The organism is Prosthecobacter fluviatilis (assembly GCF_042655725.1).
Taxonomy (GTDB): domain Bacteria; phylum Verrucomicrobiota; class Verrucomicrobiia; order Verrucomicrobiales; family Verrucomicrobiaceae; genus Prosthecobacter; species Prosthecobacter fluviatilis.
Genome location: NZ_JBHSMQ010000007.1, coordinates 213,228 through 237,946, shown reverse-complemented (window position 1 = coordinate 237,946; position 24,719 = coordinate 213,228). Strand labels below are relative to the sequence as shown.

Annotated in this window: 17 protein-coding genes; 7 read left to right on the top strand and 10 right to left on the bottom strand. The window is 62.3% G+C overall.

Annotated elements, in window-relative coordinates:
• The first annotated feature begins 126 nt into the window (after nt 1-126).
• Complete coding sequence (locus tag ACFQDI_RS18450) at nt 127-1,815, top strand: sulfatase (RefSeq protein WP_377169538.1); 1,689 nt, start codon at nt 127-129, stop codon at nt 1,813-1,815.
• Between the two features lie 57 nt (nt 1,816-1,872).
• A complete protein-coding gene (locus ACFQDI_RS18445; RefSeq protein ID WP_377169536.1) occupies nt 1,873-3,309 on the top strand; it encodes a Gfo/Idh/MocA family protein in 1,437 nt (478 codons plus the stop codon).
• A gap of 124 nt (nt 3,310-3,433) precedes the next feature.
• Here the strand turns inward: ACFQDI_RS18445 and ACFQDI_RS18440 are convergent, their stop codons facing one another.
• Nucleotides 3,434-3,850 (bottom strand): ketosteroid isomerase-related protein, encoded by a 417-nt coding sequence (locus ACFQDI_RS18440; protein WP_377169534.1) that lies wholly within the window; start codon nt 3,848-3,850, stop codon nt 3,434-3,436.
• A 105-nt stretch (nt 3,851-3,955) separates the two neighbouring features.
• Here ACFQDI_RS18440 and ACFQDI_RS18435 point away from each other — a divergent pair, with 105 nt between their 5' ends.
• Entirely contained in the window at nt 3,956-4,924 is a 969-nt protein-coding gene (locus ACFQDI_RS18435; RefSeq protein ID WP_377169532.1) for a D-alanyl-D-alanine carboxypeptidase family protein, read from the top strand.
• A gap of 66 nt (nt 4,925-4,990) precedes the next feature.
• Entirely contained in the window at nt 4,991-6,070 is a 1,080-nt protein-coding gene (locus ACFQDI_RS18430) for a 6-phosphofructokinase (protein ID WP_377169530.1), read from the top strand.
• A gap of 90 nt (nt 6,071-6,160) precedes the next feature.
• Here the strand turns inward: ACFQDI_RS18430 and trxA are convergent, their stop codons facing one another.
• Nucleotides 6,161-6,490 (bottom strand): thioredoxin, encoded by a 330-nt coding sequence (gene trxA, locus ACFQDI_RS18425; protein ID WP_377169528.1) that lies wholly within the window; start codon nt 6,488-6,490, stop codon nt 6,161-6,163.
• Between the two features lie 264 nt (nt 6,491-6,754).
• Between trxA and ACFQDI_RS18420 the strand changes: the two genes are divergently transcribed.
• The gene (locus ACFQDI_RS18420; protein WP_377169526.1) at nt 6,755-7,573 is read left to right on the top strand and encodes a CHAD domain-containing protein; all 819 of its coding nucleotides are present in this window, start codon (nt 6,755-6,757) and stop codon (nt 7,571-7,573) included.
• Between the two features lie 60 nt (nt 7,574-7,633).
• Here ACFQDI_RS18420 and ACFQDI_RS18415 read toward each other — a convergent pair whose 3' ends face one another.
• Nucleotides 7,634-9,058 carry a YfbK domain-containing protein gene (locus ACFQDI_RS18415; protein ID WP_377169524.1) on the bottom strand — a complete coding sequence of 475 codons (1,425 nt, stop codon included), beginning with the start codon at nt 9,056-9,058 and terminating at the stop codon, nt 7,634-7,636.
• A complete protein-coding gene (locus ACFQDI_RS18410; protein ID WP_377169522.1) occupies nt 9,055-9,609 on the bottom strand; it encodes an RNA polymerase sigma factor in 555 nt (184 codons plus the stop codon). Before ACFQDI_RS18410 ends, ACFQDI_RS18415 begins: the two co-directional genes overlap by 4 nt.
• A 119-nt stretch (nt 9,610-9,728) precedes the next feature.
• Between ACFQDI_RS18410 and ACFQDI_RS18405 the strand changes: the two genes are divergently transcribed.
• Both ACFQDI_RS18405 and ACFQDI_RS18400 read left to right on the top strand, forming a co-directional pair.
• A complete protein-coding gene (locus ACFQDI_RS18405) occupies nt 9,729-10,013 on the top strand; it encodes a hypothetical protein (protein WP_377169520.1) in 285 nt (94 codons plus the stop codon).
• A 131-nt stretch (nt 10,014-10,144) separates the two neighbouring features.
• A complete protein-coding gene (locus ACFQDI_RS18400) occupies nt 10,145-11,347 on the top strand; it encodes a S53 family peptidase (protein WP_377169518.1) in 1,203 nt (400 codons plus the stop codon).
• A gap of 43 nt (nt 11,348-11,390) precedes the next feature.
• Here the strand turns inward: ACFQDI_RS18400 and ACFQDI_RS18395 are convergent, their stop codons facing one another.
• From ACFQDI_RS18395 to ACFQDI_RS18370, 6 genes are all read right to left on the bottom strand, one after another.
• Nucleotides 11,391-11,849 (bottom strand): universal stress protein, encoded by a 459-nt coding sequence (locus tag ACFQDI_RS18395; protein WP_377169516.1) that lies wholly within the window; start codon nt 11,847-11,849, stop codon nt 11,391-11,393.
• Nucleotides 11,850-12,042: 193 nt separating this feature from the next.
• Nucleotides 12,043-15,687, bottom strand: a complete 3,645-nt coding sequence (locus ACFQDI_RS18390; RefSeq protein WP_377169514.1) for a protein kinase domain-containing protein — start codon at nt 15,685-15,687, stop codon at nt 12,043-12,045.
• Nucleotides 15,688-15,791: 104 nt separating this feature from the next.
• A complete protein-coding gene (locus ACFQDI_RS18385; protein WP_377169511.1) occupies nt 15,792-16,859 on the bottom strand; it encodes a WD40 repeat domain-containing protein in 1,068 nt (355 codons plus the stop codon).
• A gap of 8 nt (nt 16,860-16,867) precedes the next feature.
• Nucleotides 16,868-18,193 carry a DUF1501 domain-containing protein gene (locus tag ACFQDI_RS18380; protein WP_377169509.1) on the bottom strand — a complete coding sequence of 442 codons (1,326 nt, stop codon included), beginning with the start codon at nt 18,191-18,193 and terminating at the stop codon, nt 16,868-16,870.
• Nucleotides 18,194-18,225: 32 nt separating this feature from the next.
• Nucleotides 18,226-20,103 carry a DUF1549 domain-containing protein gene (locus tag ACFQDI_RS18375; protein WP_377169507.1) on the bottom strand — a complete coding sequence of 626 codons (1,878 nt, stop codon included), beginning with the start codon at nt 20,101-20,103 and terminating at the stop codon, nt 18,226-18,228.
• Nucleotides 20,104-20,173: 70 nt separating this feature from the next.
• Nucleotides 20,174-24,712: a YfbK domain-containing protein gene (locus tag ACFQDI_RS18370; protein WP_377169505.1), complete on the bottom strand. Its 4,539-nt coding sequence runs from the start codon at nt 24,710-24,712 to the stop codon at nt 20,174-20,176.
• Between the last annotated feature and the right edge of the window lie 7 nt (nt 24,713-24,719).

The following is a 24,719-nucleotide window of genomic DNA, read 5'->3' as shown; positions in this document are numbered from 1 at the left end:
GGGCTCGCTTCCAGCGCCCCGTGAGTCTTCCGATTTTGCGAAATTCCGAGCCATGAGCGCATCTGCCCTTGTCAAATCCCAAGAAATGAGACAGCGTCTCATTTAAATAACTACCACCTACCTTTCATGCCTCGATTCCTTGTCGCCTTTCTTTGCAGTGCCAGTCTTTTGACCGCCCAGACACCAGATCCCGCGCCTGTGCCTGCGGCCAGTGGGGGGCAGCCTCAGACCGTTCCGGCAGCCTCCCCACCAGCAACTCCCCCGGCACCAGCCCCTCCGCCACCGCAGGCACCTGCGGCAAATGGTGCGCCCAGCCCCTCAGGAGCCGCCGCTCCCGGAGCTGTAGCTCCTCCTGCAGAAGCACCCTCTCCCGCTCCCCTGCCCCCCATCGCTCCACCGCCGGTCAAGGTGCCCGTGGTGCCTCAGCTTCCGGCTGGTTCACCGCCCAATATCATCGTCATGCTCATCGATGACATGGGCTGGACGGACCTCGGCTGCTATGGCTCGAAGTATTACGAGACACCCCATATCGACAAGCTCGCGCAGGACGGCATGCGCTTCACCCAGGCCTACTCGGCCTGCACCGTCTGCTCCCCCACACGTGCGGCCATGATGACTGGCAAATCACCCGCCCGTCTGCACCTCACCGACTGGATTGCAGGCCATGTGCCGGACAACGGGCGCCTGTTAGTCCCCAAGTGGACCATGCAGCTCCCGCTGGAGGAGGAGACCATCGCGGAGCGGCTCAAGACACGCGGCTACGCCACCGCCAGCATCGGCAAATGGCACCTGGGCGAAGAAGAGTTTTACCCCACCAAGCAGGGCTTTGACGTAAACATCGGCGGCATGCACATCGGCTCCCCGCCGAGCTATTTCTCGCCCTACAAGATTTCCACACTGCCAGATGGCCCCAAAGATGAATTCCTGAGCGACCGCCTCACCGATGAAGCGGTGAAGTTCATCGAAAAAAACAAGGAGAAGCCGTTCTTCATCTACCTGCCGCACTACGGCGTCCACACACCGATCATGGGCAAGCCCGAAGTCGTCGCCAAGTATCAGGCCAAAAAAGCAGCCGGAGGTCACTCCAATCCCGTCTACGCCGCACTCGTCGAAAGCATCGACGACAGCGTGGGCAAACTGCGCGCCAAGCTGGATGAGCTCAAGCTCAGCGAAAACACTCTCTTCATCTTCACCAGCGACAACGGCGGTCTCAGCCATCTCGTCAAACCCCAGGGCTGGTCCCGTGGCCCCACGGACAACAGCCCGGCCCGCCTGGGCAAGGGCAGCGCCTATGAGGGCGGCGTGCACATCCCACTCATCGTCTCATGGCCCGGTCTGGTGAAGCCCGGCAGCACCTGCGATGTGCCCGTGATCACCTACGACCACGTACCCACGCTACTTGCCGCCACTCAGACCCCGCTCAAAAAAGACCAGATCGTCGATGGCGAGTCGCTGCTGCCCTTGCTCGGTGGCACAGACACTCTCGCACGGCAGGCCATTTATTGGCATTACCCGCACTACCACCCCGGCAGCGCACGGCCTTACAGCGCCATTCGTGAAGGCGACTGGAAACTCATCCTCTTCCACGAGGACAATCATGTGGAGCTCTACAACCTCAAGCTGGATGCCGGCGAAGAGGACAACCGCGCGCCCTTTGACTCCGTGCGCGCCATGCAGCTGCGCGACAAACTCCTGGCCTGGCTCAAAGACACCGGAGCCCAGCTCCCGGAACACAATCCAAAGTACGATCCCGACAAGCCGCTCAACGAGCCCAAGAAGCCAGGCGAAGGAAAAAAGAAAAAGCAGACCGAGTAGCACCCCGCCATTTTCCCGGGAAACATCGTCTCTGAAGAGCGTTGTAATGGCACAACCATGAGCACACGCCAGCCCGCTTCGTCCCGTCGTCAGTTCCTCACCCGCAGCGCCACCGCTGCTGCGGCCCTGGGATTCCCCGCCATTGTCAGCTCAAAGTCGCCCAACGAAAAGCTGAACCTCGTGTTCATCGGTGTGGGCGGTCGCGGGGCCGCCAACATCAAGGAGCTCACCGGCATGGCGCTCTACACGCCACCACGCGGCAAGAACGCCGCCAAGCCCGACGCCGGTGCACAGCCACCGGCTCCCATCGAGCCACGTGAAAATGTTGTCGCTCTTTGCGATGTGAACGGCGAAAACCTCGACCGCGCAGGTGCCGCCTTTCCCAAGGCGCAGAAGTTCCGCGACTTCCGCAAGCTCTACGATTCCCTCAGCGCCGGTGAGATCGATGCCGTGGTCGTCAGCACCACCGAGCACACGCATGCCTACGCCACCCTGCCCGCGCTCCTGATGAAGAAGCCGGTGTACTGTGAGAAGCCGCTCTCTCACAACGTCGCCGAAGCCCGCCTTATCACCGAGGCGGCGGCCAGAGCCGGGGTCGTCACTCAGATGGGCACCCAGATTCACGGCATGCCAAACTACCGCCGCGTGGTGGAGCTGATCCAAAGCGGCGCAATCGGCAAAGTGACCGAAGCCCACGTGTGCGTCTCACGCGCCTGGGGGCTGCAGAGCAAGGAGGACGCAGAGAAAAACGGTGACATCATCCACGTCACCGAGCGCCCCACCGTGGCGGAAACACCGCCGCCCTATCTGGACTGGGACCTGTGGATCGGGCCTGCCCCCATGCGCCCCTACAGCAGCGTCTATTTCCCGGGCCCCAAATGGTACCGCTGGTGGGACTTTGGCAACGGCACCATGTCCGACCTCGGCAGCCATTGGAACGACCTCCCCTTCTGGGCGCTAAAGCTCGACGCACCGCTGAGCGTGGAGGCCTTTGGCCCGCCACCGCACCCGGAGATCGCCCCGGCATCCATGCATGCGGTGTATGAGTATGGCCCGCGTGGCGACATGCCCGCATGCAAGGTCCACTGGCACCAGGGCGCGGACAAGCCCGACGTGTGGAAGAACGATCCCTTCATCAGCAAGTGGAGCAGCGGCGTTCTTTTTGTGGGAGACAAAGGCATGCTGCTCTCCGACTACGGCAAGCACGTCCTGCTGCCCGAGGCCACCTTCAAAGACTTCCAGGCGCCCAAGCCCTTTATCGCCGATTCCCCCGGCCAGCACGCCGAATTCCTCGCCGCCATCCGCAATGGCACGCCCACCGGCAGCCCCTTCAGCTATGCCGGCCCGCTCACCGAAGCCAACCACCTTGGCAATGTGGCCCATCGGGCCGGAGGCAAAATCATCTGGGATGCCAAATCCATGCGCATCACCAACAATGAAGACGCGAATCGCTTCCTCAGCCGGGTGCCCCGCCAAGGATGGACGCTGGGATAATGCAGCCCCCGCCTCGCCTTTGACCATTCGCTAAAAACTCAGTCTGGCAGGCTTTGCCAGCTTGGGAGCCCATGCCACCTGTCTGCAGGCACCCGATATTTTGCAGACAGCGTGCCTGGGCAGCTCATGCGCCGACCTGCCGCAGCCACTCCTGGAGATTGTAGTAGTTAGTCACACGGCTGACCTTGCCGTCCTTCAGATCGAAAAACGCCCCGACTCGCAGCCGGTAGCGCTGCCCCTGGGCGGGTGGCAGCCCCTCGTCCGTCGCCAGGTATTCCCCCTCGATGAAAAACTCAGCCGCACCGCGTGCACCGTCCTCGGAGGCGAAGACGACGAGGTCGCACACCTGCTCACGGTAGCAGCGGTCCATTCGTTCGAGGAAGGCCTGAAAGGCCGCACGCCCCGTCTCGGCACCGCCTTGATTGATGTCATGCACCACATCATCCGTCAGCAGCGCCAGAAAGGCTTCCCGGTCGCCTGCATTGAAGGTGGTGTAGTAGGTGTGAATGAGTGCGAGAGCCTGCTGCTGAAGAGTTGCCATGGAGGCGCTGAGCATGAATTCGCCAGCGCCAGCGTCAAATTAGAAAATCATGTTGGGAAATCCACGGTTGCGGTACCGCCTCCGAAGGCTAAACATCAGCCGTCTATGTTCTCCCCCAGCATGGCGTGGTTAAACTCCCGCGCATTGATCCTCGGCATCAGTTTGACGCTCTTCACCGGTGGCGCAGCCCTCAGGGCGCAGTCCGCCGTGATGGTCGTCGATTCCTTCAACAAAAAAGTCCATGTCGCCGCAGACGCGCAGGCAAAGCGCCCCGTGGGCGGCATTGCCAAGATCGCCACCGCCATGGTCACCCTGGACTGGGCCGCAGCCTCGAAAGTCGGTGTCGGCGTGCTGGCCACCGTCCCCGCCTACGCCTTCCAGATCTCCGACGCGGGCACCATCGGCCTTCAGCCAGGAGACCAGGTCACCCTGCGGGACCTCCTCTACGCCACCATGATGAGCACGGACAACATCGCCGCCATCACGCTGGGCGACTTTGTCGGCAAAGACCATCTGGCCCGCCTTGGCCGTGGTGGCCACCCCATGGAGGAGTTCGTCAAGCAGATGAATCAGCTTGCCAAACGCGAAGGCGCACGTGCCACCCGTTTCACCAATCCTCACGGCCTCGAAAACTCACGCCCCCTGCCTTACTCCACCGCCGCGGACATCGCACGGCTCGCGATCTACGCAGTGTCACGCCCCGCCCTGCGGTTCTACACCAACCAGTCCAGCCGCAGCATCACCATCTACCGCGCCGGGCAGCAGCTCAGCGTCACGCTGAACAACACCAACCAGCTCCTCGGAGTGGACCGGATTGACGGCATCAAGGCCAGCAGCACCCCACGGTCCGGAGGCTGTGTCGTCCTTTCTGCTGAAAAGCCCTCCAGCGTCCAGGTGCAGGCAGACAATTCCAGCCTCATCTACCGCCACCGCATGGTCGTCGTCATTCTCGGCTCACCCAACCCCTTTGGCGAGGCTCGTGCCCTGCTTCACCAGGGCTGGGCAGCTTATGACCGCTGGCTCGCGGCCGGCCGCCCCATCACGGACAAGCGCCAGATGCTTGATCAGTTTTAAAAGACACGGACGCTCCTGTTTTCAGGACGCCGCCCCCCAACCTCAACTTTTCACACACACACTTTCATGCGAATCGGGATCTTAAACAGCGGCGGGGACTGCCCCGGGCTCAATGCAGTCATTCATGGCGTCGTCGGCGCCGCACACACCCTCGGCTGGGAAGTCGTCGGTTTCCGCGACGGCTTCGAGGGCCTCCTCCCTCCAGGCGACTACATGATGCTCACTCCTGAAAGAACCATCGGGATCATGAAGCTGGGCGGCACCATTCTCGGCACCACCAACAAGGGGCACTTCGTTGCCAAAGTGGGCGAAGGCAATGTCTCCCAGGTACCTGCGGAGATCGTGGAAAAAGCCAAGGCCACCCTCCGCCACCTCGAAGTCGGCGCACTGATCGTCGTAGGCGGAGACGGCAGCCTCACCACCGGCCTGCAGCTCTCCCAGATGGGCATCAACATCATCGGCGTGCCCAAGACCATCGACAACGACATCCAGGCCACCGCCACCTCCTTCGGCTTTGACTCCGCCGTCGCGGCTGTCGTGGACGCACTGGACCGCCTGCACACCACCGCAGAAAGCCACAAGCGCGTCATCGTGCTGGAGGTGATGGGACGCCACGCAGGCTGGATCGCCCTGTATGGCGGCATGGCTGGCGGTGCAGACGTGATCCTCCTCCCCGAAATCCCCTTTAACTTCCAGCACGTGGCCAAGGCCATTCGCAAACGCGATGCCGCAGGCCACCACAGCACCCTCGTCGTCGTGGCCGAGGGCGCCCGCATTGAGTCTGGCGAGCTGCTCACCAAGGAACGTGTCGGCACCAAGGGCGAGGACCGCCTCGGCGGCATCGGCGACTACGTGGCCAAGCAGATTGAAAAGGACACTGGCAAGGAGACCCGCGCCTGCACGCTCGGCCACCTTCAGCGCGGCGGCGCCCCCACCGCCCTCGACCGCATCCTCGGCGTGCGCTTTGGAGCCAAGGCCGTCGAGCTCATCTCCCAGGGCAGCTTTGGCCGCATGGTCAGCTACCAGCAGTATCAGGTGGGAGACGTGCCCATCGAAGAAGCCGTGCACCAGCTCCGCCTGGTCAGCAAGGACAGCGAGATCGTCCGCGCCTCCCGCGCCATCGGCATCTCCTTCGGCGACGAGTAAACCCGGCCGGAAGTGTTTAACAAGAAAGCCGCCCTGTTCTCACGGGGCGGCTTTTTTAATGCTGCTGTCTTGCAAAGACAGACTGGAATATCAGCCCAGCGCGGCAAGCCGCTTGGTCAGGGCGTCCTTCGACTGCACACCGACGACGGTGTCCACCGCTTTGCCGTCCTTGAAGAACACTAGCATCGGGATGGAGCGCACGCTGAACTGGGTGGCCAGACCGGGAGCCTCGTCCACGTTCACTTTGCCAATCTTCACTTTGCCTTCCTGGGAAGTGGCCAGATCATCGAGGATCGGCCCCAGCATGCGGCAAGGCCCGCACCACTCAGCCCAGAAATCCACGATCACCGGCACGGTGGAGGAGGAGATTTCGGATTCAAAATTTGCTTCGGTGAGGGTGATGACTGCTTCGCTGGCCATGGTGTGAGACTGTGAGGGTTGAAAATGGGCTACGAGCCCACGCTGGCATCGGAGGCACACGAATCAACGAAAGTTTTCAGCAACTCCGCCTCACACCACGGAAAAAACGTGAAAAATCGAATGTGACGACAATCCCAGCGGCTCCAGCCCATGGAGGCAGTCACAGAAACCGGCCAACCTGCGGAGTTATTACCACCCCCAGGCTGACGAATGTGAAAAACTCTTTCTTGATGTCCGTCGCAATACCCGGCTCAATGCTGCCCCATGAAGCAAAGCCGTGACACTGCGGGCCTTTCGGGCCGGAAGTTGAAACGTTTGCTGCATCAGCTCTGCGAGCGCGCGCAGGAGGATGTGCAAAGGCTCTCCGCCCACGAGGAGACGGCCACACACCAGCTGCGCCTGCGGATCAAAAAGATGATGGCCCTTCTGAGGCTTGCCCATGCGGGCATCGAAAAACAAACGCTGCAGGCCATGCGCAAACACCTGCGCACCGTCAAAAATGCCTGCGCAGGCAATCGCGAGCATGTGGTGCAAACCCGGCTCATCGACAAGCTCACACGCCGGTTTCATCTCGCCCCGAAACACCGCCCGCAGCTCATGGGCCGCGCACTGCAGGCCCCGCCCGCATCCGCGCTGCATCACCAGCTTTATGCCGTGGGCCAGCTGATTGACAGCACCTGCATCCAGACCCTCTCCGAAGAGCAGGTGCTGGAGGCGCACGCCCGCTGCTACCGCAAAGGCCGACAGCTCATGAAGCAGGCCTTCGAGACCAAGGACAAGCGCACCCTGCACCGCTGGCGCCATCGCGTCAAAGACCTCTACTTTCAGACCCTGGTGCTATCGCATCTGCGTGGCTCCAGACGGCGGATCAAGCGCGCCAGACGCCTCGGCCATCTCCTCGGGCGTGATCAGGATCTCGCCAACCTCGCCGCCGAGCCCGCCTTCGCAGTGCGGCGAAATCCCTGGCTGCCGGTGATCAACGAACACCGCGATGAATTGCGAGAGCGCTACCTCTCGCTGGGCCACAAGCTCTACGCACCGGCCGGAGCGCTCTTCAACGACAAGATCATGCACTGCGCATGACCCGTCAACGGCTGCACAGACGCAGCCATGCACGGACAACACGGCACGCTGGTTGTCTTCTTACAGCCCCGCCGCCTGCCGCGCGTCCTGCACTAGGCGGATGAAGCGCGCACGCTCGCCGCTGCTGTCAGCCCCCTTGGACTGTGTGGCGAGACTCAGCACCAGATCATGGTTCAGGCTGCCCAGCTGCTCCGCCCCTCGTAGCAGCAGGCCAAAGCCCACCACCGACGTCTCAAACACAAAGTCCTCACGCGCATTATGCAGCGAATATCCACGGTCCATGACCTGCAGCTTGCTGCTGTCAAAAGGACCGACCGCCTGCGAGGTAAAGCGCGCGTTTGGCAGCATCACGGTGGCCACCAGCCGGCTGCTGTCCCGCGGGATCTCACCGCTGCCATTCGGCTGAAATTCATACCACAGCACATGTGTGCCCGCACTGCGCAGCTCAGCAGCCGCCAGATGGCGCTCACAAAGCATGCGGAACTGCTTCACATTTGCCTGGTCAAAGGTCACTTGGAGCGGAAAGCTGCTGTCCGCACCGATCACCGCCGCCTGATCTGCCGGCAGCTGAATGACCAGCCGCAGCAGACGGTTCGCCGGATTCCACGGGCAGGCCGCCACCTCAGCCTTCCATGAGTGAATGTACAAGTCCCCGGCCCGCTCCGGTTTCGGCTCAGGCTTGACGGGTGCCATCTGCGGTGAGGCAAAGACCTGCCCCTTTGCCTTCGGCGGCTGCGGCTTGATCTGCGCCGGGTGCAGGCTGAACTGATCAGTCGCCTGTTTCGTCGTGCTCACAAAGGTGCCGTGTCCCGCCGGCAGCGTAAAGCCCAGCGCAGCACTTGGTGCAGCAGCAGGCTGCTCCTTCACTGGCGAGGCCTTGACCACCAGCGTGTCCTTGGGAGCAGGTGCTGGCGCAGGCTTGACCTCGGCCACGAGTTTTTTCTCCGCCGCAGGCTGCTTCACAGGTGCAGGCTCAGGCTTGGCGGGCACCACGGCCACCGCTGCTGCAGGCAGGGCCTTTTCAGGCGCGGCTGGCGTCTTCAGGCCGGTCTCAGGCTTGGCAGGTGTCTCGCCTTTGGGCGTCTCCTCGGCCATCTGCGCCGCAGATTGCACGGCGGGGCCATACATCCACCCGGCCATGAAAGCAGCACCGCTCAGAGTGACCACCGCAGCCACCTTCACCACCGCACCCATCACCGGCCAGAAGGCCCCTTGCGTACGCTTCGAGGGCTGACGCGGCAGCATGGGCTGAATCCTCCTCGGCAGATTGGAGGGGTGCAGCACCGCGTGGCGCTGCTCGTGGGTCAGTCGGGACAGAGGGATCGGTGCCCCCTGGCGCAGGGCGTCTGTCACCGCCTCGATCTGCTCCAGCTCATGCGCGGCGGAAGGCGTGGTGGCCAGTACCTCGTGCAGTTCTCGTGCCTCCTCGGCGCTCAGTTCCCCGAGTGCGTAGGCGGTGAAATGGGGGTTGTCCTGCGGATTCATAAATGGGTGGGTGTTTTGTATTCCTCGCTTACGTCCGTGCTCATCAGCTCTCGGAGTTTTTTGATCGCATGGTGCATGATGAAGCCCACGTTTCCGACGCTGAGCCCTGTGATCCCGGAGATCTCCTGGTACGAGCAGTCGTGAAGGAACTTGAGCCGGACGACTTCACGCTGGTTGGGCCGGAGCCGGTCCACACAGCTCCAGATGTGCTCGTAGAGCTCGTGCATGCCTGCGCTCTGCGACGGGTCCGGCTCGTGGTCGGCAGCCGCATCAATGACCTCATCGTTGCCAAGATCCAGCCTCTGCTCCTTGCGCAAAATGTCAAAGGCGCGGTTTCGGCAGACGGTGAACAGCCACGATTTAAGATTTTCGCGGACACGCTCCGGCTCCGTGAGGTAGAGCCGCAGCATCGAGTCCTGCACGACATCGCGCGCGCGCTCGATGTCTCCACCGAGGATGCTTGCTGTGTATGCGATGAGCGTGCTTTCATGCTGGTCCAACGCCCGCCTGACCAGCACGGCGGCTTCATCCTGTACGTGTTGGGCGGGCATGCGAGAGTTCATGGTGCGAACGGTCAGTCACAGGCAGAAATTAGACAGGAATGAAATTTACGCCATTTTTCACCTTGGAAACCGCAATCTTTGCACATTCCGCCTCCATTCACAGCTATATGCCGAGCGCTTCCAGTTCCTCCTCCAATGCCCCGCTCATACTCGTACTGCTGGTCCTGGGTGGTGTGGGCTGGATGGCCAGCGACATGCTGGCCCCGGCGCACAGACCAGCTCCAGAGGCCCCGGAGGAGGCCACCTCCCTTCCCAGCCGGGCGCTAGACGCCTCCCAGACCAACGGTGAATCGCTGAACAGCGCCATGAGCGACCAGCTCAAGTCCGTTCAAAACATGGTCGGCGGCAGCTACGACGGAAAAACCTACGTGCCGCCCACCGCCAAAAAATAGCCAGTCACCACAATAACAGTGGAGGGCAATCGAGCGCAAACATGCCTGAGCGTAAGCCTAGGCTTTAGCCTAACCGAAGCTAAGCATTTATTTTTTTGGCGAAATAATTAAAACTCAACTATGGTAATTACATGCACCCAACCATTCGTACTCTACTGTGTGTCAGTTCTTTTGCCCTGACTTCGGCTGGATTTTCGGTTGAAAATCACAAGAACTTTCACAAGGTGGATCAAGACGAAGGACCGCCAGAGCGGCTGGACAGATCGGCTCCTGAGACGGACCGCATTCATGCTCGTGCACCGCTCTGGGCACACGGCCCCTCCAGCGCCGCACCGCTGGTGACGACGAGCCCGACCGGCTGCACTCCGGCCCAAATACGCCACGCCTACGGCTTTGACAAAATCACCGGCAACGGCGCCGGTCAGACCATAGCCATTGTCGATGCCTACGGCAGCCCCAGCCTGGCCAACGATCTCAAGGTCTTCTGCACCGCCTTTGGACTGCCGCAGGCCACGCTGGCCGTGTATTACCCGCAGGGCAAGCCCTCCAGCAACAGCGGCTGGGCGCTGGAAACCACGCTGGATGTGCAGTGGGCGCACGCCATCGCCCCCGGGGCACGCATCGTCGTCGTCGTGGCAAAGAGTGCCAGCATCAGCAATCTCCTCGGGGCGGTGGACTACGCCGTGAAAAACCTCGGAGCCCGGCAGGTCTCCATGAGCTGGGGCGCTCTGGAGTTTGCCTCGGAGGTCAATTATGACTCCCATTTCAACAAGGCCGGAGTCAGCTTCTTTGCCTCCTCCGGAGACAGCGGTGCTGGCGTCATCTGGCCGGCGGCCTCTCCCTACGTCGTCGCGGTGGGTGGCACCACCCTGCAGCTGGACAGCGTCGGCACTGCCATCACCGAAACCGGCTGGTCCGGCAGCGGCGGCGGCATCAGCGCCTACTGCAAAAAGCCCTCCTGGCAGGCAGCATTCTCAGCCTCTGCTGGACGTGCCGTGCCAGACGTGAGCTATGACGCGGACCCGGCCACCGGCTTCCCCGTTTATATCTCCAACTACAACGGCACCACAGGCTGGATCCAGGTGGGCGGCACCAGCGCCGGAGCTCCCCAGTGGGCCGCGCAGCAGGCGCTCATCAATGCCGCGCGCAGCACCAGCATGAGCAGCACCGGCAGCTGCATCTACTCGCTGGCCACCAGCTCGTACACAGACTTCTTCGACATCAGTTCCGGCAACAACGGAGCCTACAACTGCACCCCCGGCTTTGATCTCGTCACCGGCCTCGGTTCACCCAATGCCCCGGCGCTGGTGCCTGCCATGTCAGCAGCCAAATGACGCACGCCGTTGCTGCGGTCATCACTCAAGCAGGACTGCAGGATCACACCTGCTTGTGTGACGCCTCGTCGCTCGGCACCACCAGCACCGGGCAGTGCGCGTGCTTCAGCACGTCAGCGGCCACGCTCCCCACGAGCATGTGGTAGATCGTGCTATGGTGGTGGGAGCCCAGGATGATCAGGTCCGCCTTCAGCTGCCTGGCTTCCGCCAGCACCGCCGCCACACGGGCGTCTTCCAGCTGCTCCACCCGGGCTTTCACCCCGTATTTGATCAACGAGTCGCGTATCTCCAGCAGCTGCTCCGCCTGTTCCTTGGCCACCGTCGGCATGGGGTCCTGCATCACCACAGGCGAGATGATGCCCACATCCATGACCACTGGCTGCTTGCCCAGCACATGCAGGATGATCACCTCGCTGTGAAAGGCAGTGGCAAGCGCGTGCGCCTGCTTGAGAACTTTGAAGGTCAGATCAGAAAGATCCACGAGGGCGACGATGGTTTTCATAGGAATGGTGGTTGCTGCGCGTTGCGCGAACCTCTCGCGTCAGCCGTTGCCGGCTTGGCTGGAAAAAGGAGGCACATGGCATGATGACGGTTTGTTTTCCCATCCGCAGTTTAACCGCAGCCCTGCGGAATGTGAAATGGGATGTTCTCCCCATATGTTTTCGCAGACAGCGCGTATTTTGGTCTGGCAGACCTCACGGCTGGGTCCCCAGCAGACGGCGGGTCTTGCCCAGCTGCGCCTCCAGCACAGGCCGCAGCGCCTGGGAGCGCGCCGTCCATGCCGCACCGGACTTGGAGGTGCTGCGCTCCTCCAGGGCGGAAATCAGGGACAGGCATAGGGCGTGTGCAGCGCGGTAGGCGTCCAGGCTGGCCTCAGGCTGCGCCCTGCCTTCGGTGATGAGATCATCCCGCATCTTCACCAGGCTCGGAGGCAGCTCGGCATCCGGCTCCTGGCTCAGCGGCGCAAACACATGGTTCAACGCTTCCTCAGCACGGTCGGCAAAGAGCCTGATTTTGAGCCTGTCCGCCATCATGGCAGAGCCTCCAGGCGCAGTCTCTGCCATGATGGAATGCAGTTCGGTGAGCTTCAGGTCTTTGAACTGCAGCGTCATTACCGAGCTGTAGAAATTCCCCAGAGCCAGCAGGCCGGACTTTGACGCTTCCGCCGTTTCATCTTTCACATCCATCGTGGGCAGACCGTTGACAAAAATCTGGATGTGACTGCCTGCGGCAACGACACGGTAGTCGCACCAGTCGTCGCGCTTGATGCGCCTGCCGATGTCATCCGGCGTGCCAAAGGTATCCATGACTTCGGCTGCCGGCTTCCGTGGATTACCGCTGTTTTTCAGGATCAGCTTCTCGCCACGCTTGATGGGCAGCTCACGTCCGATCTTCTCCACCAGTCCGCCTGTGTAGCGCCAGTCATAGTCCAGCTCCGCGCTGTAGCCTGCCACGCTGTACTTCATGGGGTCTTGCATATGCCCCCGGAACTGGATTCCCGCAATCCGCCATGCCTTGCTGTAAGCGCTGAGAAACCTGAACTTGCAGGAAAAATCAAAGTCCTTCACCTCTCCATTCCAGACCAGGGCGGTGAAGACCTGGGGGTGGTTTTCAGGCGTCGTTTTCATCGTCAGAGACCCGTCCTGCACGGTCCAGAATTCCTTCAGCCCGCTCCAACCCGTCAGATTCCTGCCATTGAAGAGGCTGATCGTCTCGCCTCGTCTGTACCCCTGCGGCACGGACAGGCTGGGGGCTTCAGTCACCACCGCCGGCGATGGAACTGGCGTAGCCTTGGCCGGAGAAGTAGATGCAGGTGAAGAAACCGCAGCCCGCGCCGCTGAAGCCCCGTCAGTGCTCAGCATGGGATAAGCCCAGTGGGACTGGTCATTGTTGGAGTCACCGGCATTGTCAACGATCAGCGTGAGCCGTCTGGACCCCGCTGGAAAAGCCAGATCCATGGGCAGCTCTTTACCGGGGTAGTCCTTGAGCGGCTGGGAGGTGAATATCCTCTGGCCGTCCACCTCCACCGCATAGGTCCAGGTGCCTGGGCTGATGTGCTTCATGTTTGGCCTGTCATTGCGAAAGCCGATGCCCGTGGCCGTGAAATGCGTGTACCCCTCCGGAATGGCAAACTCCAGCCGGCTGTTTGCATGCGCCCACAGATACTCCACGCAGGGCTTGCCAGCCACGCTGACGTAATTGCCATCCCTGCTCTCCACCGGGCTCAGCACGTTCGCATGGTAGATGCCCCACCCCACCTGCGAGTGCAGCGGCGAGAGATCGCTCAGGGACAGATCCGGGCGCTCTCGCTTCCCGGCATCCGTCGCCGTGCCCGCCGCCGCCAGGGCCTTCCAGTGGCACACACCGGCGGACCAGCCCGGCTGGCACTGCACGGAAAGGCGCAGCGCCGTCGTCTTCACTGCAGGAAAGCTCACGATGTTCCACTCATCTGCCACCGCATCAGGTATCGTGGCATCCACCGGCACCCACGCGCCCGAGGATTCCCGGTACAACAGCCGCCAGAAGGCGGGGAGCTTGCACCCGCCGCGTGCAGCGCTGTCATCAAACCAGAACACTTGGCATTCATCGATCACCTGCGGCGTCTCCCATTCATACTGCGCCCACTCCATACCCCCCTTGCGCGGGTGCCAGGAATGGTGCGGGTGGGAGACATCCTGCGATTTCTGCCCCGGCGTCTCCTCACTGCTGTTGAGGTGCTTCACATGATCTGTCCGCTCGCACGCCGAGGCGCTCGGCCTGGCCGTGAGCGCCACATCCGTCCCCGGAGCAGCGCCTGCAGCCTTCACCTCCGGCGGCTCCAGCTGCACGTAGTCCAGGCCAAACACATACGGCCCGCGCCCACGCACCACCTCCCTGCCATGCGAGCCCGCCAGCCGGATCTCCAGCTGATGCTCCCCCTCTTTGAGATCATGCACGCCCCAGTCCAAAATATCCGAGACCACAACCTCCTCCGCCTGCTGGTCAAAGGGAGATCCCGGTACGGGCCTGCCATCCAGAGACACCTCCGCCACGGCAAAGTCCGCTGCGCTCGTGAGCACTGCCTTCACCCGCTGCCTGCCCGCCTCCGCCACCGGTAGCTGCAGAGTGAGCTTGTCCCCCTCCCTGCCTTCGCTCCACAGCATCTGCGAGTCTGCGCTCCAGACACCGGCATGGTACTGGGTCATGCCCTGAGGCTCCGCCTTGCCCCGCGTCACCTCCACCACCTTCAGCGACTCTCCCTCGAGGCGCACGGTGGTCTTCCGCGTCTTCGGCCCCAGCCACACATACACCCCTGCCAGCGCGGCCACCACGCCCAGCACCGGCATCCAGAAGCCCAGGTTCAGACTCCGTCTCGGGGGCGGCGGCGCCTGCCTCTGTGGCGGCGGACCCGCGGGGCGCTGAGGCCGCGCCATTGTGTTCAGCGCAGCGGGTGCCTTGCCCGCGGCCGCATCCACCTTCACCACCGGCTGCGTCAGTATCGCGTCCAGCTCCCGCCTCAGCTCCACCACTGTCTGGTGGCGCAGCTCCCGGTCATTGAGCAGCGCGCGGCTGATGATGCCGTCATATCTTGGGTCCAAACCCGGCACCAGCACGGAGGGCAGCTTGAACATCCCCTGCGGCAGCGCGCCCGTGAGCATCTGGTAAAGCATCACCCCCATGGCGTAAATGTCCGCGCGGTGATCCACCGAAACGCCCAGTGTGAGCGCCTCCGGGGCGATGTAGTGCATCGTCCCCATCGCAACACCGCTTTGGGTCAGTCCTGTGTTCTGCCCGCCCTGCCCCATCTTGGCCAGACCGAAGTCCGCCACCTTCACCACACCGTCAAACCCCACCATGATGTTCGCAGGTTTGATGTCCCGGTGCACGATCCCGCGCTCATGCGCGTACTTCAGCGCATCGCAAACATGCGCCGTGATCGCCATCGCATGCGCTGAAGGCAGGCGCCCCTGCTTTGCCAGCATCTTCGCCACATCCGTGCCGTCCACAAACTCCATCACAATGTAGAGCATTCCGTTGCTCGTGCAGCCAAAGTCATACACCCCGACGATGCCCGGGTGGTTCAGCTTGGCCAGGGCCAGGGCCTCATTGCGAAACCGCTCACTGTAAGTCGCGTCCGCATCATCAAGTCCCGGAGGCAGGATCTTGATCGCCACCGGCCGGTCCAGATGCACCTGCATGCCACGGTAAACCGCCCCCATGCCACCACGCCCCAGCAGCGAGTTGATCTCATACTGCGGCAGCAGTTTCTGCAACTCCTCAGGCGACGGCGGCTCCCACCTGAGCCTACCACCAGCGGAGCTGGATCTCGGAAGCGGGTCAGGAGAAGAAGAATAGGACATGCGGCAGGGGTGGATACTGGTGTATTCTTACAAAGACATGTCAGAAAGGGCATGCCATTGCACGAAAAAAAGCACGTCGCAGCTTCAATGAAGCCGGGCCGGCTTCAGCCCTCCACACTGTACATCTGCACCCGGCCCATCGCCCCCCAGGGCTGTCCGGGCTTTACCTTTCCTGCGCCGGTAATCACCGAAGCCACAAGGCTCTTTCCATCCGCCGTGAAGCGCCCATGCGTCAGGCGGGATTTCGAGTCCCAGGAGGTGATCAGGCTGCCGTCCGTGGCGCTGAAGACGGCGGCGTTCCACGTGCCCTGGGCCTGGCGCCCGGCCATGAGAAAGTGTTTGCCGTCCGGATGAAAAGCCAGCGTCTCCATGAGCCCGGAGCCATGCTGGCCGTCCTTGATCTGGTCGATCTTCTTGCCGCTGCGCCAGTCCCAGCGCTGCCATGTCATCTTGCCGTTTCCGGCCATGGGATCTCCCATGGGCCCCATACCACAGCCTAACAGCGCATTGCCATCCGGTGAAAAGACGAGGCCGTAGATGCCGCCGGAGTAATGATGCGACTTCGTAGTGCCCCACGAAGTGAAATCGGGAGAGGTCCACTGCGAGACAGGCTTGTCACCTTTCGCCTGCACATCCCACACTCGCACCTCGCCCATCATGTTTGCGGCAGCCAGATGTTTGCTGTCCGGGCTGAAGGCACAGCTCAGCACGGGCGGCGTATGGCTGTAGCTCGCCACCAGCGCACCGCTGGCAGTGTCATAAACACGCACACTCGGCTCGCTCTCCGCAGCAGGCTCATACTTCCAGCCCCCCGCAATGTACTGCCCCGTCACACTCGCCACCCTCCTGCCGTCGGGCGAGAGCGCCATCTGCCAGCTCCAGAAGCTGTGCGCCTTCACCTCGCGGATGCACTTGCGAGTTGCCACATCATGCCACAGCAGCGTGCCGTCGTAGCCGGCGGAGATGAGCGTTTTGCCATCTGGCAGCAGCACGCAGCCGCTGGCGTAGGAGCTGTGCTTCTTCTCAAAAACCTCCTTCTTGCCGGTGGCCATCTCCACGGCATGCACACTGCCGTCCATGCAGGCGGCGTACGCATTCGCGCCATCCGGCGTGGTGGCCAGTCCGAGGACGGCAAAGGGCAGTTCGTATTGCTTGGTACGAGTGAGTTTCATGGGCGGTCTCAGGCCAGGATGTCGCGGATGGGCTCCGCCTTGTTTTCCACGCGGTGGAAGGTGGGCATGCCGGGCAGGTCATACTCCGCATACGGATCAATGCCCAGCGCCGTGAAGATGGTGGCGAAGAGGTTTTGCTCGCTGTACGGTTTTTCGATGACGTCCACGCCGTCCACATCGGTCGCGCCCGTCACCACGCCGCGCTTCAGGCCGCAGCCGGTCATCATCATGCTCCAGGCATTCGGGTAATGCTCGCGTCCGCGTGCCGCGTTCATCCACGGGCTGCGCCCAAATTCGCCCATCGCGATCACCAGCGTGGAGTCCAGCAGCCCGCGCTCCTCCAGGTCGGTGATGAGATTGTAGATCACATGGTCCAGCTCCGGCACCAGCATCTGATGGATCTCATGATTGAACACATGGTTGTCCCAGTTCATGCCGTTGGCCACCATCACAAACGGGGCGCCGTTCTCTACCAGATGGCGGGACATCAGCGCATGCTGCGCAAAACTCCCCGGACCGTAGCGCTCGCGGTCCTTCGCAGGCAGCTTGTTCACGTCAAACAGCTCCGCGCTGGCGGCAAGGCCCTTCATGCGCTCAAAGGCTGCGTTCTGGCTGCGCGCCACCGCGCTGCTGCGGTCGCGCTCATACTTCGCCGTCAGAAACTTGCGCAACGTCTCGCGGGATTCCTTGTCATGCTGCGGGATGCTCGCACCTTCGCTGTTGAGAAACTGCGTGTAGTCCCCGCCCAGGCGCACCGGCGCATGTTCCGCGCCCAGCCAGCCAGACCAGTTGCCCGCCTTGAAGGCCTCGAATTCATTGCCACCGGGCACGGGATCCAGAAAGATGAAATTCGGCAGCTTCGAGTCCAGCTGCCCCATCGCCTGCGCTAGGCTGCTGCCCAGTGTGGGGCGTACAAACCCGGCGCGCTCCGGTGCACCACGCTGCAGCAGGTTGATCGCCTGCAGGTGCTCCGGCTGCGTGGTCTTCATGCTGCGCACCAGGTTCAGCTTGTCCGCGATGCTGGCGCACTTCGGCATCAGCGTGGAGTAGTGAATGCCTGGGATCTTGGTCGGCATGCTGCCAAATGGCCCGTTTCCCGGGCTTCCCGGCTTCGGATACCATGTCTCAAACTGGCTCGGCGCACCACTGAGCCAAAGCAGGATGCAGTGCTTCTGCCTCTTCTTTGTCTCCTCCGCAAACACCGGATTGTGAAACAGTCCCGTAAAGCTCGCCGTGCTCGCCAGCGCGCCGCCGGTGAGCCCTTTCAAAAACAAACGCCGGTGCAGACCATGCTCATGCGTGGGGCATCGTGGGTGGGGATCGCGGAGGTTCATTCAGGAGAGATCGGGAATTTTTAGCAGTGTTTCTACGGCATCGCCAGAAACTCCGCGCTGGTGAGCAGTGCCCAGAGAAGATCGCGGGTGGCTTCGGCGGGGTGGGCGGCATTTGCATTCAGAAAGGCCGCGGCCTGTGCGATTTCATCTGCATCCGGGGTGCGGCCATACACGGCCTGAAACGCCTCGCGGATGCGGCTGGCAGCATCTGGCAGCGCTGCAAGGCGGGTGATGACACCACCCTGCGCGGCCTGCAGCAGCGCGGTCATCGTCGGTGAGCCGGAGAGGAACTGCGCCTGCTGGAAGGTGGCGTTGTACTCCTTGGGCAGCACGTCGGGCATGGCGGTGATGACCTGGCGGCGGAACTCATCGTCCGCAGGCGGCAGGCCCAGGGCGATGCGCCAGGAGCGGGCGAGCTGTTCGGCGCTCAGGGGGCGCTCGACCATGCCCGTAAACAACTCCGGCGCGGCATCTGAAGCGCCCAGGGCATACACGCGGCTGCGAACGATCTCCCTTACCACGCGGCGCGTGTCGTAGCGGTGTGATGCAAAATCCTGCGCCAGCCAGTCCAGCAGTTCGGGGTGGCTGGGGGTGTTGCGCTCGTTGATTTCGTCCGGCGGATTGACGATGCCGCGGCCGGTGAGGGCGGCCCACATGCGGTTTACAAAGGCACGTGCGAGCAAGGGATTGTCCTGTGTGGCAGCTTCAGCAAAGGCTTCGCGCCGGGAGTATTTGGGGACGCGCACAGGGGCCTTGGGGTCCTCGTAGAGGTCGGGATTGTCCTTTTCTTGTGTGTCGGATCCGGCATTGGGCCAGACTTCGGGCAGGGTGCGGCCGGTGAGGAGCGTGACCACCGCCGGCTGCGATTCCTTTTTCAGGTTCGTGAAATTCATGAAGCCGCCCACCGCGCTCTCCGCCACGGCGGTGCTGGCATCCACGTTTTTGCTGCGGTTGAAGGCGGAGACGAGACCCCAGTAGTGCGCCTGCTTGATCTCACGCGCCAGCGGGTGATCATGGCACTGGGCGCAGTCGATCTTGGTGCCATAGACCACAGGGGCGACGGCTTCGGCGATTTTTTGGAAGTCGTTTTTACGCTCAAAGAGGAACCAGGAGGCCCCTTTGCGATCCGGGGCATTTTCAGGCCGCGCGCAGAGCACGTCATAGACCACCTCGTTCCAGGGGCGGTTGTCCTTGAAGGCCTTTTCGAGAAAGGTCCACCAGCCGGAGCCTTTGCGCCGCCCGTCGGGATTTCCACGCGGGAGGCGGCCCATCAGAAAGGTGTCCCAAAGCTCGCGCATGCGCACCGCATACTCTGGGGAGGAAAGCAGCTTGTCGATCAAGGCATCTCGCTGCGGCGCAGCCAAAAAGGCCGCCAGCTCTGCCTGTGTGGGGATGCGACCTGCGAGATCCAGATACACGCGCCTGCACCATGCAGCCTCGCCCAGCGGAGCCGCAGGCTTCACGCCCGCGCGTGCCCAGCCCTCTGCGATCAGGGTATTGATCGCCTCCTCGCCCGAGGCGAACTGACGGGCCTGCTTCGGCTTTGGCGCTGCCGCCGCCACGGGTGCCGCAGGCAGCGCGGCGATCCATTCCTTTACCGCCGCACGATCCGCGTCCGAAAGCTGCTTTTTGGGCGGCATGTGCGTTTCCGCCCCCTTGTCCAGACTGGTGAAAAGCGCGCTCTGTTCCGGCTTTCCTGGCGTCACGACCGCACCTTCCTCACCACCTTTGAGGACCATCTCCGGGGTGTCCAGTTCCAGCCCGGCCTTCTGCTCCAGCACCCCGTGGCACTTCACGCAGTTCTCATCGAGGATGCGCCTTACTTTGCCAGACCACAGGGCCGGGGCATCCGCAGCGACGGCAGAGAGGGTGAAAAGCAAAAGCGAGGAGACAAAGACACGGCGTAGCATGCAAGGACAAGAAGGAGGGGGCGAGCAGAACTACACCACCCGGCCGAGTTTCTTGCGCCGAATTTCTTTCCTACCGGGTCTCCTTTAGCCCGCGTGCCTTGTCAACGAGCTGCAGAAACTCGCCACGATAGCCCAGCTTGTCCGTGCCTTTGCCATCCAAGGCGAGGCGGCGCACGGTTTCCCAGCTCAGGGAGCCCTTGTAGCTGGAGTCACGCAACAGCAGGCCAAAACCCGCCACGGCGGCGCTGAATTTGAACTCCTCGGTGCTAGCCGTGAGAGTTTTGCCTTCATCTTTGACGGGGGCTTCAATGAGCTTGCTCAGGTCGCTGTCAGGCTCCTTGTAGCGCAGCTTCACCGTCATCGTCTCACCGCTCTTCGCGGCTTCGGCGAGCTGCGCAGGTGAGATGGCCGGGGCCTGATACTTCAAGCTGTCCACGGAAGGGCGGCCCTCCGCACCGGCTGGCAGACTGGCTGGAACGACCTCATACAGCGCCACCACGCTGTGACCTGCGCCGATCTCCCCGGCGTCCTTGGTGTCGTCATTGAAATCCTCCTTGGCCAGCAGGCGGTTTTCATAACCGATGAGGCGGTAGCTGCGCACAGCGGCGGGGTTGAACTCGATCTGGATTTTCACATCCTTGGCGATGGTGTCCAGCGTGCCGCTCATCTGCTCCACCAGGACTTTGCGTGCCTCGCTCAGGCTGTCGATGTAGGCGTAGTTGCCGTTTCCTTTGTCCGCCAGGGTTTCCATGGTGCGGTCCTGCAGGTTGCCGCTGCCAAAGCCCAGCACGCTGAGAAAGACGCCCGTCTTCGCCTTGTGCTTGATGAGTTTTTCCAGCTCCTCCGGCGAGCTCACGCCGACATTGAAGTCGCCGTCTGTGCAGAGGATGACGCGGTTCACGCCGCCCTTGATGAAGCCCGCCACGGCCTGCTCATACGCCAGCTGGATGCCCGCACTGCCATGGGTGCTGCCACCTGCGCTCAGCCGGTCGATAGCCGCCAGGATCTCCGCCTTCTTCTCTCCGCTGGTCGGCGGCAAAACGACACCGCTGCTGCCGGCATACACCACCATCGTCACGCGGTCCCCTTCTCCGAGCTGCTCCGTGAGCATGCGCAGAGACTGCTGCACCAGCGGCAGCTTGGTGGGCTCGCTCATGGAGCCCGAGACATCCACCAGGAAGACGAGGTTGCTGGCCTTGCGGTTCTTGTCCATCTCACGGCCTTTGATGGCGATGCGTGCCAGCCGGTGCACCGGCTGCCAGGGGCATGGTGCCATTTCGATGCGCACACCGAAGGGTTCCTTGGCATCATGCGCGGGGCCTTCTTCGGCAGTGGGGAAATAGTTCACCAGTTCCTCAATGCGCACCGCATCCGGCGGTGGCAGCATGTTCTGGTTCAGGAAGCGCCGCACGTTCGCATACGACGCCGTGTCCACATCGATGGAGAGTGTGGACAGCGGCTCGCGCGCCACCTCCTTCATCTGGTTTTCGATGATGCGTGTGTAGCTTTCCCCCGTGCCCGGCTGGCTGCCCGGCACGGGCTTGCCCTCTTCAGGCTGCGCAATCTTCCCAAAGTAGAAGTAGAAGGCATCCGTCTTCACGTCTTTGCCCAGTGTGACATCACCCGTGGACGCCAACATCGGCGCTTTCTCTTCCCATGATTCGGTCACCTGGGCCAGCATTTTGGCCCGCTGATGATCATAAGCTGCCTTGAAATACCCCTGCCTCTTCTTCTCGGCGGTTTCCATCCCGCGACGAGCCGCCGCATTGTACGGGTCCGTGCGCAGCACATCTTGGTATTGCGCGATGGCTGCGTCGTAGTTTCCAGTCTCGGCCGCACCATTGGCCAGCACCAGCCCCGATTGCACCTTGGCCACGTCACCCGCCTGTGATCCAGCCATGGGAGCGCTCACATTGCCGCCCGCCGCTCCTGCCTGGGGATTCTGCACGCCCGCTGCGCTTGTGGTGAAGGTTGCGAAGTCTTGACGGGCCGTCGTCGCCCATCCGCCGACGATTCCCGCAGGTGGCGAAGCCGGTGCAGCAGCAGGCGCTGCGGTTGCCAGAGTAACGCCGTTATTATTGAATACCGCGCCCGCAGTGCGGCTCACGGGAGCAGGAGCGCCAAGCGAGACAACCGCAGCGCTATTCGGCATCGCCGCTCCATTGGAAACGCTCAGCGTACCGGCATTGATGGTGGTGCCGCCGGTGTAGGTGATGGCACCTGCCAGGACCAGCGCACCCGCGCCCGCTTTGGTCATTCCTCCTGATCCGGAAACCGTAGAGCCAAGCGTCTCGCCCTCCCTCGGGGAGGAAGCAGCAGTGTCCGCAAAGGTAAGCGCCACCGCCTTGGCAGGTGCCGGGCTCAAAGATCCACTCAACATCGTGCCACTGCCAGCACTCACCGTGACACCGCCAGTGCTCGTCGCATACCCGCTGTAGCTTGCTGCACCATTCAGATCCAGCGTGGCGAAATGGTCTGCGTTCATGCGAGAGGCAGGGGCCACACTCCCCACCGTCAGCGAGTTCTTCCCCGCCACATCATAGGCCGGAGCCGGCGCTGCGCTGCTAACGCCCGATGCCGCCGCCAAGGTCAAAGTTCCACTTTGGGCGCTGACCGCCGGGGCCGACAGCAGCGTCCTGTTTCCATTGGCGATCAAAGCCCCCGCATCCGCAAGCATGCCAGCCCGCGCGGCAGGCTCAGCAGATGCATTCGCCAAGGCTGCAGCCGAAGACCCGTCAAAGGTGAAGGAAGTTCTGTTGGGGACAACGATCGTGCCTGCAAAGTAAAGCCCACCCGTCACCTCAGTCGCAGCCATGATCCCCGACTTGACCGTGACCACCGGGAGCCCCGTCAGATCCAGAGGCTTCGGATTGCCAGAGGAATTCAGCACCCCACCCTTCACCACCACACTACCCGAGCCCAGCACGGTGCTCGCTTCGCTGGAGGACTTGCTCAACGCAGGCACATTAAAAACCGCCGCCTGCAGGTCACTCACCCAGGAGGCATCCGTGAGCTGCGAGTTTGTGGCGGTGGCGAAAGAGATCACACCCGGTGATTTCTGATTTGTATAAAGATCCAACGGCACATGCCTATAAAACACTGAACCAATGCTTCGGGGCATGAAGACATCGCTCCCAAGAAAAATCGAGCCCAAGCCACGATAATCAGGCATCAGGGGTTGATTCAAAAAGGCACTCATCATGAAAGGACTTCCCACCTCAATGGTGATGCCGCCGGTGCTTGCATTGGCAGCAGTCAACATTAGCCATGCTTCGCCGATGTTGTTGAACCATGCTTTGTGCAGATAGAGATTCCCAAAAGCCAGGCTTGGCTGATACTCCGCGAGCGATGCATACAGTTCGGCTTCACCTTCCGTGGCAATCAGTTCCAGCGGAGCTGTTCTCATCCATGCGTATCCACTCGCATGCGCTAACGGCTGCCCCCCCGGCAGGAGGCCACTGACAAACCCCAGCATGCTGGAACGAACCCCATGATAGGTGCTGGTCCAGGATGCTGAACTGAGCGTGCTATATGAGTTCCCTAAATTGGCGTAGCTCAAAGAGGATGCACTGCGAACGAACAGCCCCCCGTCAAACGGCGGGTAACCTCTGTCACCAACCTTTAAGCTCAGGTTCGCAGCTTTCCGCCCCTGAGTCTGCTTCAGCAGATCCTTTGCGTCTGGAACCATCTTCAATTTTCCGCCCGTTGAGCCAGAAACCACGCCACCCACCGTGAATGCAGTACCGCCATTCACGGTCAGACTGCCCGCATCCAGCGGCATGCCGCTGCTGCCACCAGCAAGCTGAACACTGCCATTCGCGCTCCCCAGCACAGCGCCCGCCAAGGCAGGCTCCACTTTCTGAGTCGTCACGCCCGTTCCCGCCACCACAATCTCAGGCATCTTCAAGCCTCCTCCAAAGTTCAGGCCATACGCATTCTCATCCTGCACACGCTTCAGCCGCTCCACATCGGCGGGGCTCAGCGCACGCTGATCTTTGTTCACGGCCAGTGCATTCACCGTGGCAGCAGGTTCGGATTTCGGCATGGGCGAAAGCGGTTTCGCCGCAGGCTGCTCCGCCACGATCACGGGCGCCGCTGGCGTGGCCGCCAGCAGCCGTGCCTCAGGCCCCTGCCCTGCTTTCTTCTTTGACTCCGGCTTCGGCGCGAGCTGCACCTTCACGGCCGGCTTCTCCGCCACGACGGCGACAGCACGCGTTTCGCTTTTTCTGGAGGAATAGGCCTGCCACGTCCAAAACCCGCCCAGCACCGCGCAGGCGGCCACGGCCAGCCGCACGATGGAGACCATGTTCCAGCGTGTCTCCCCCTTGCGAGGTGGGCGCAGTGCGGGCGCGCCGCGCTCCGGCCGTGGTGCAGGCGTGACGCCTGCTGCGGGCGGTTGGGACGCGTGCTCGACGAGCCGCTGGCGCTGCTTGTCTGTCAGGGCCAGAGAGTCGTCGCGCAGTTCGCTCAGCAGGAAGTCGCAGAAAGCTTTCGTTTCATCCGCCTTTGCTTTGTCCTGCGGATTTTCCAGCAGCGCCGCCTCCAGCTGCTGGCGTTCTTCGGCGCTGGCTTCATCCAGCGCCCAGGCGGTGATTTTTTCCGGTTTCATGGTCTGA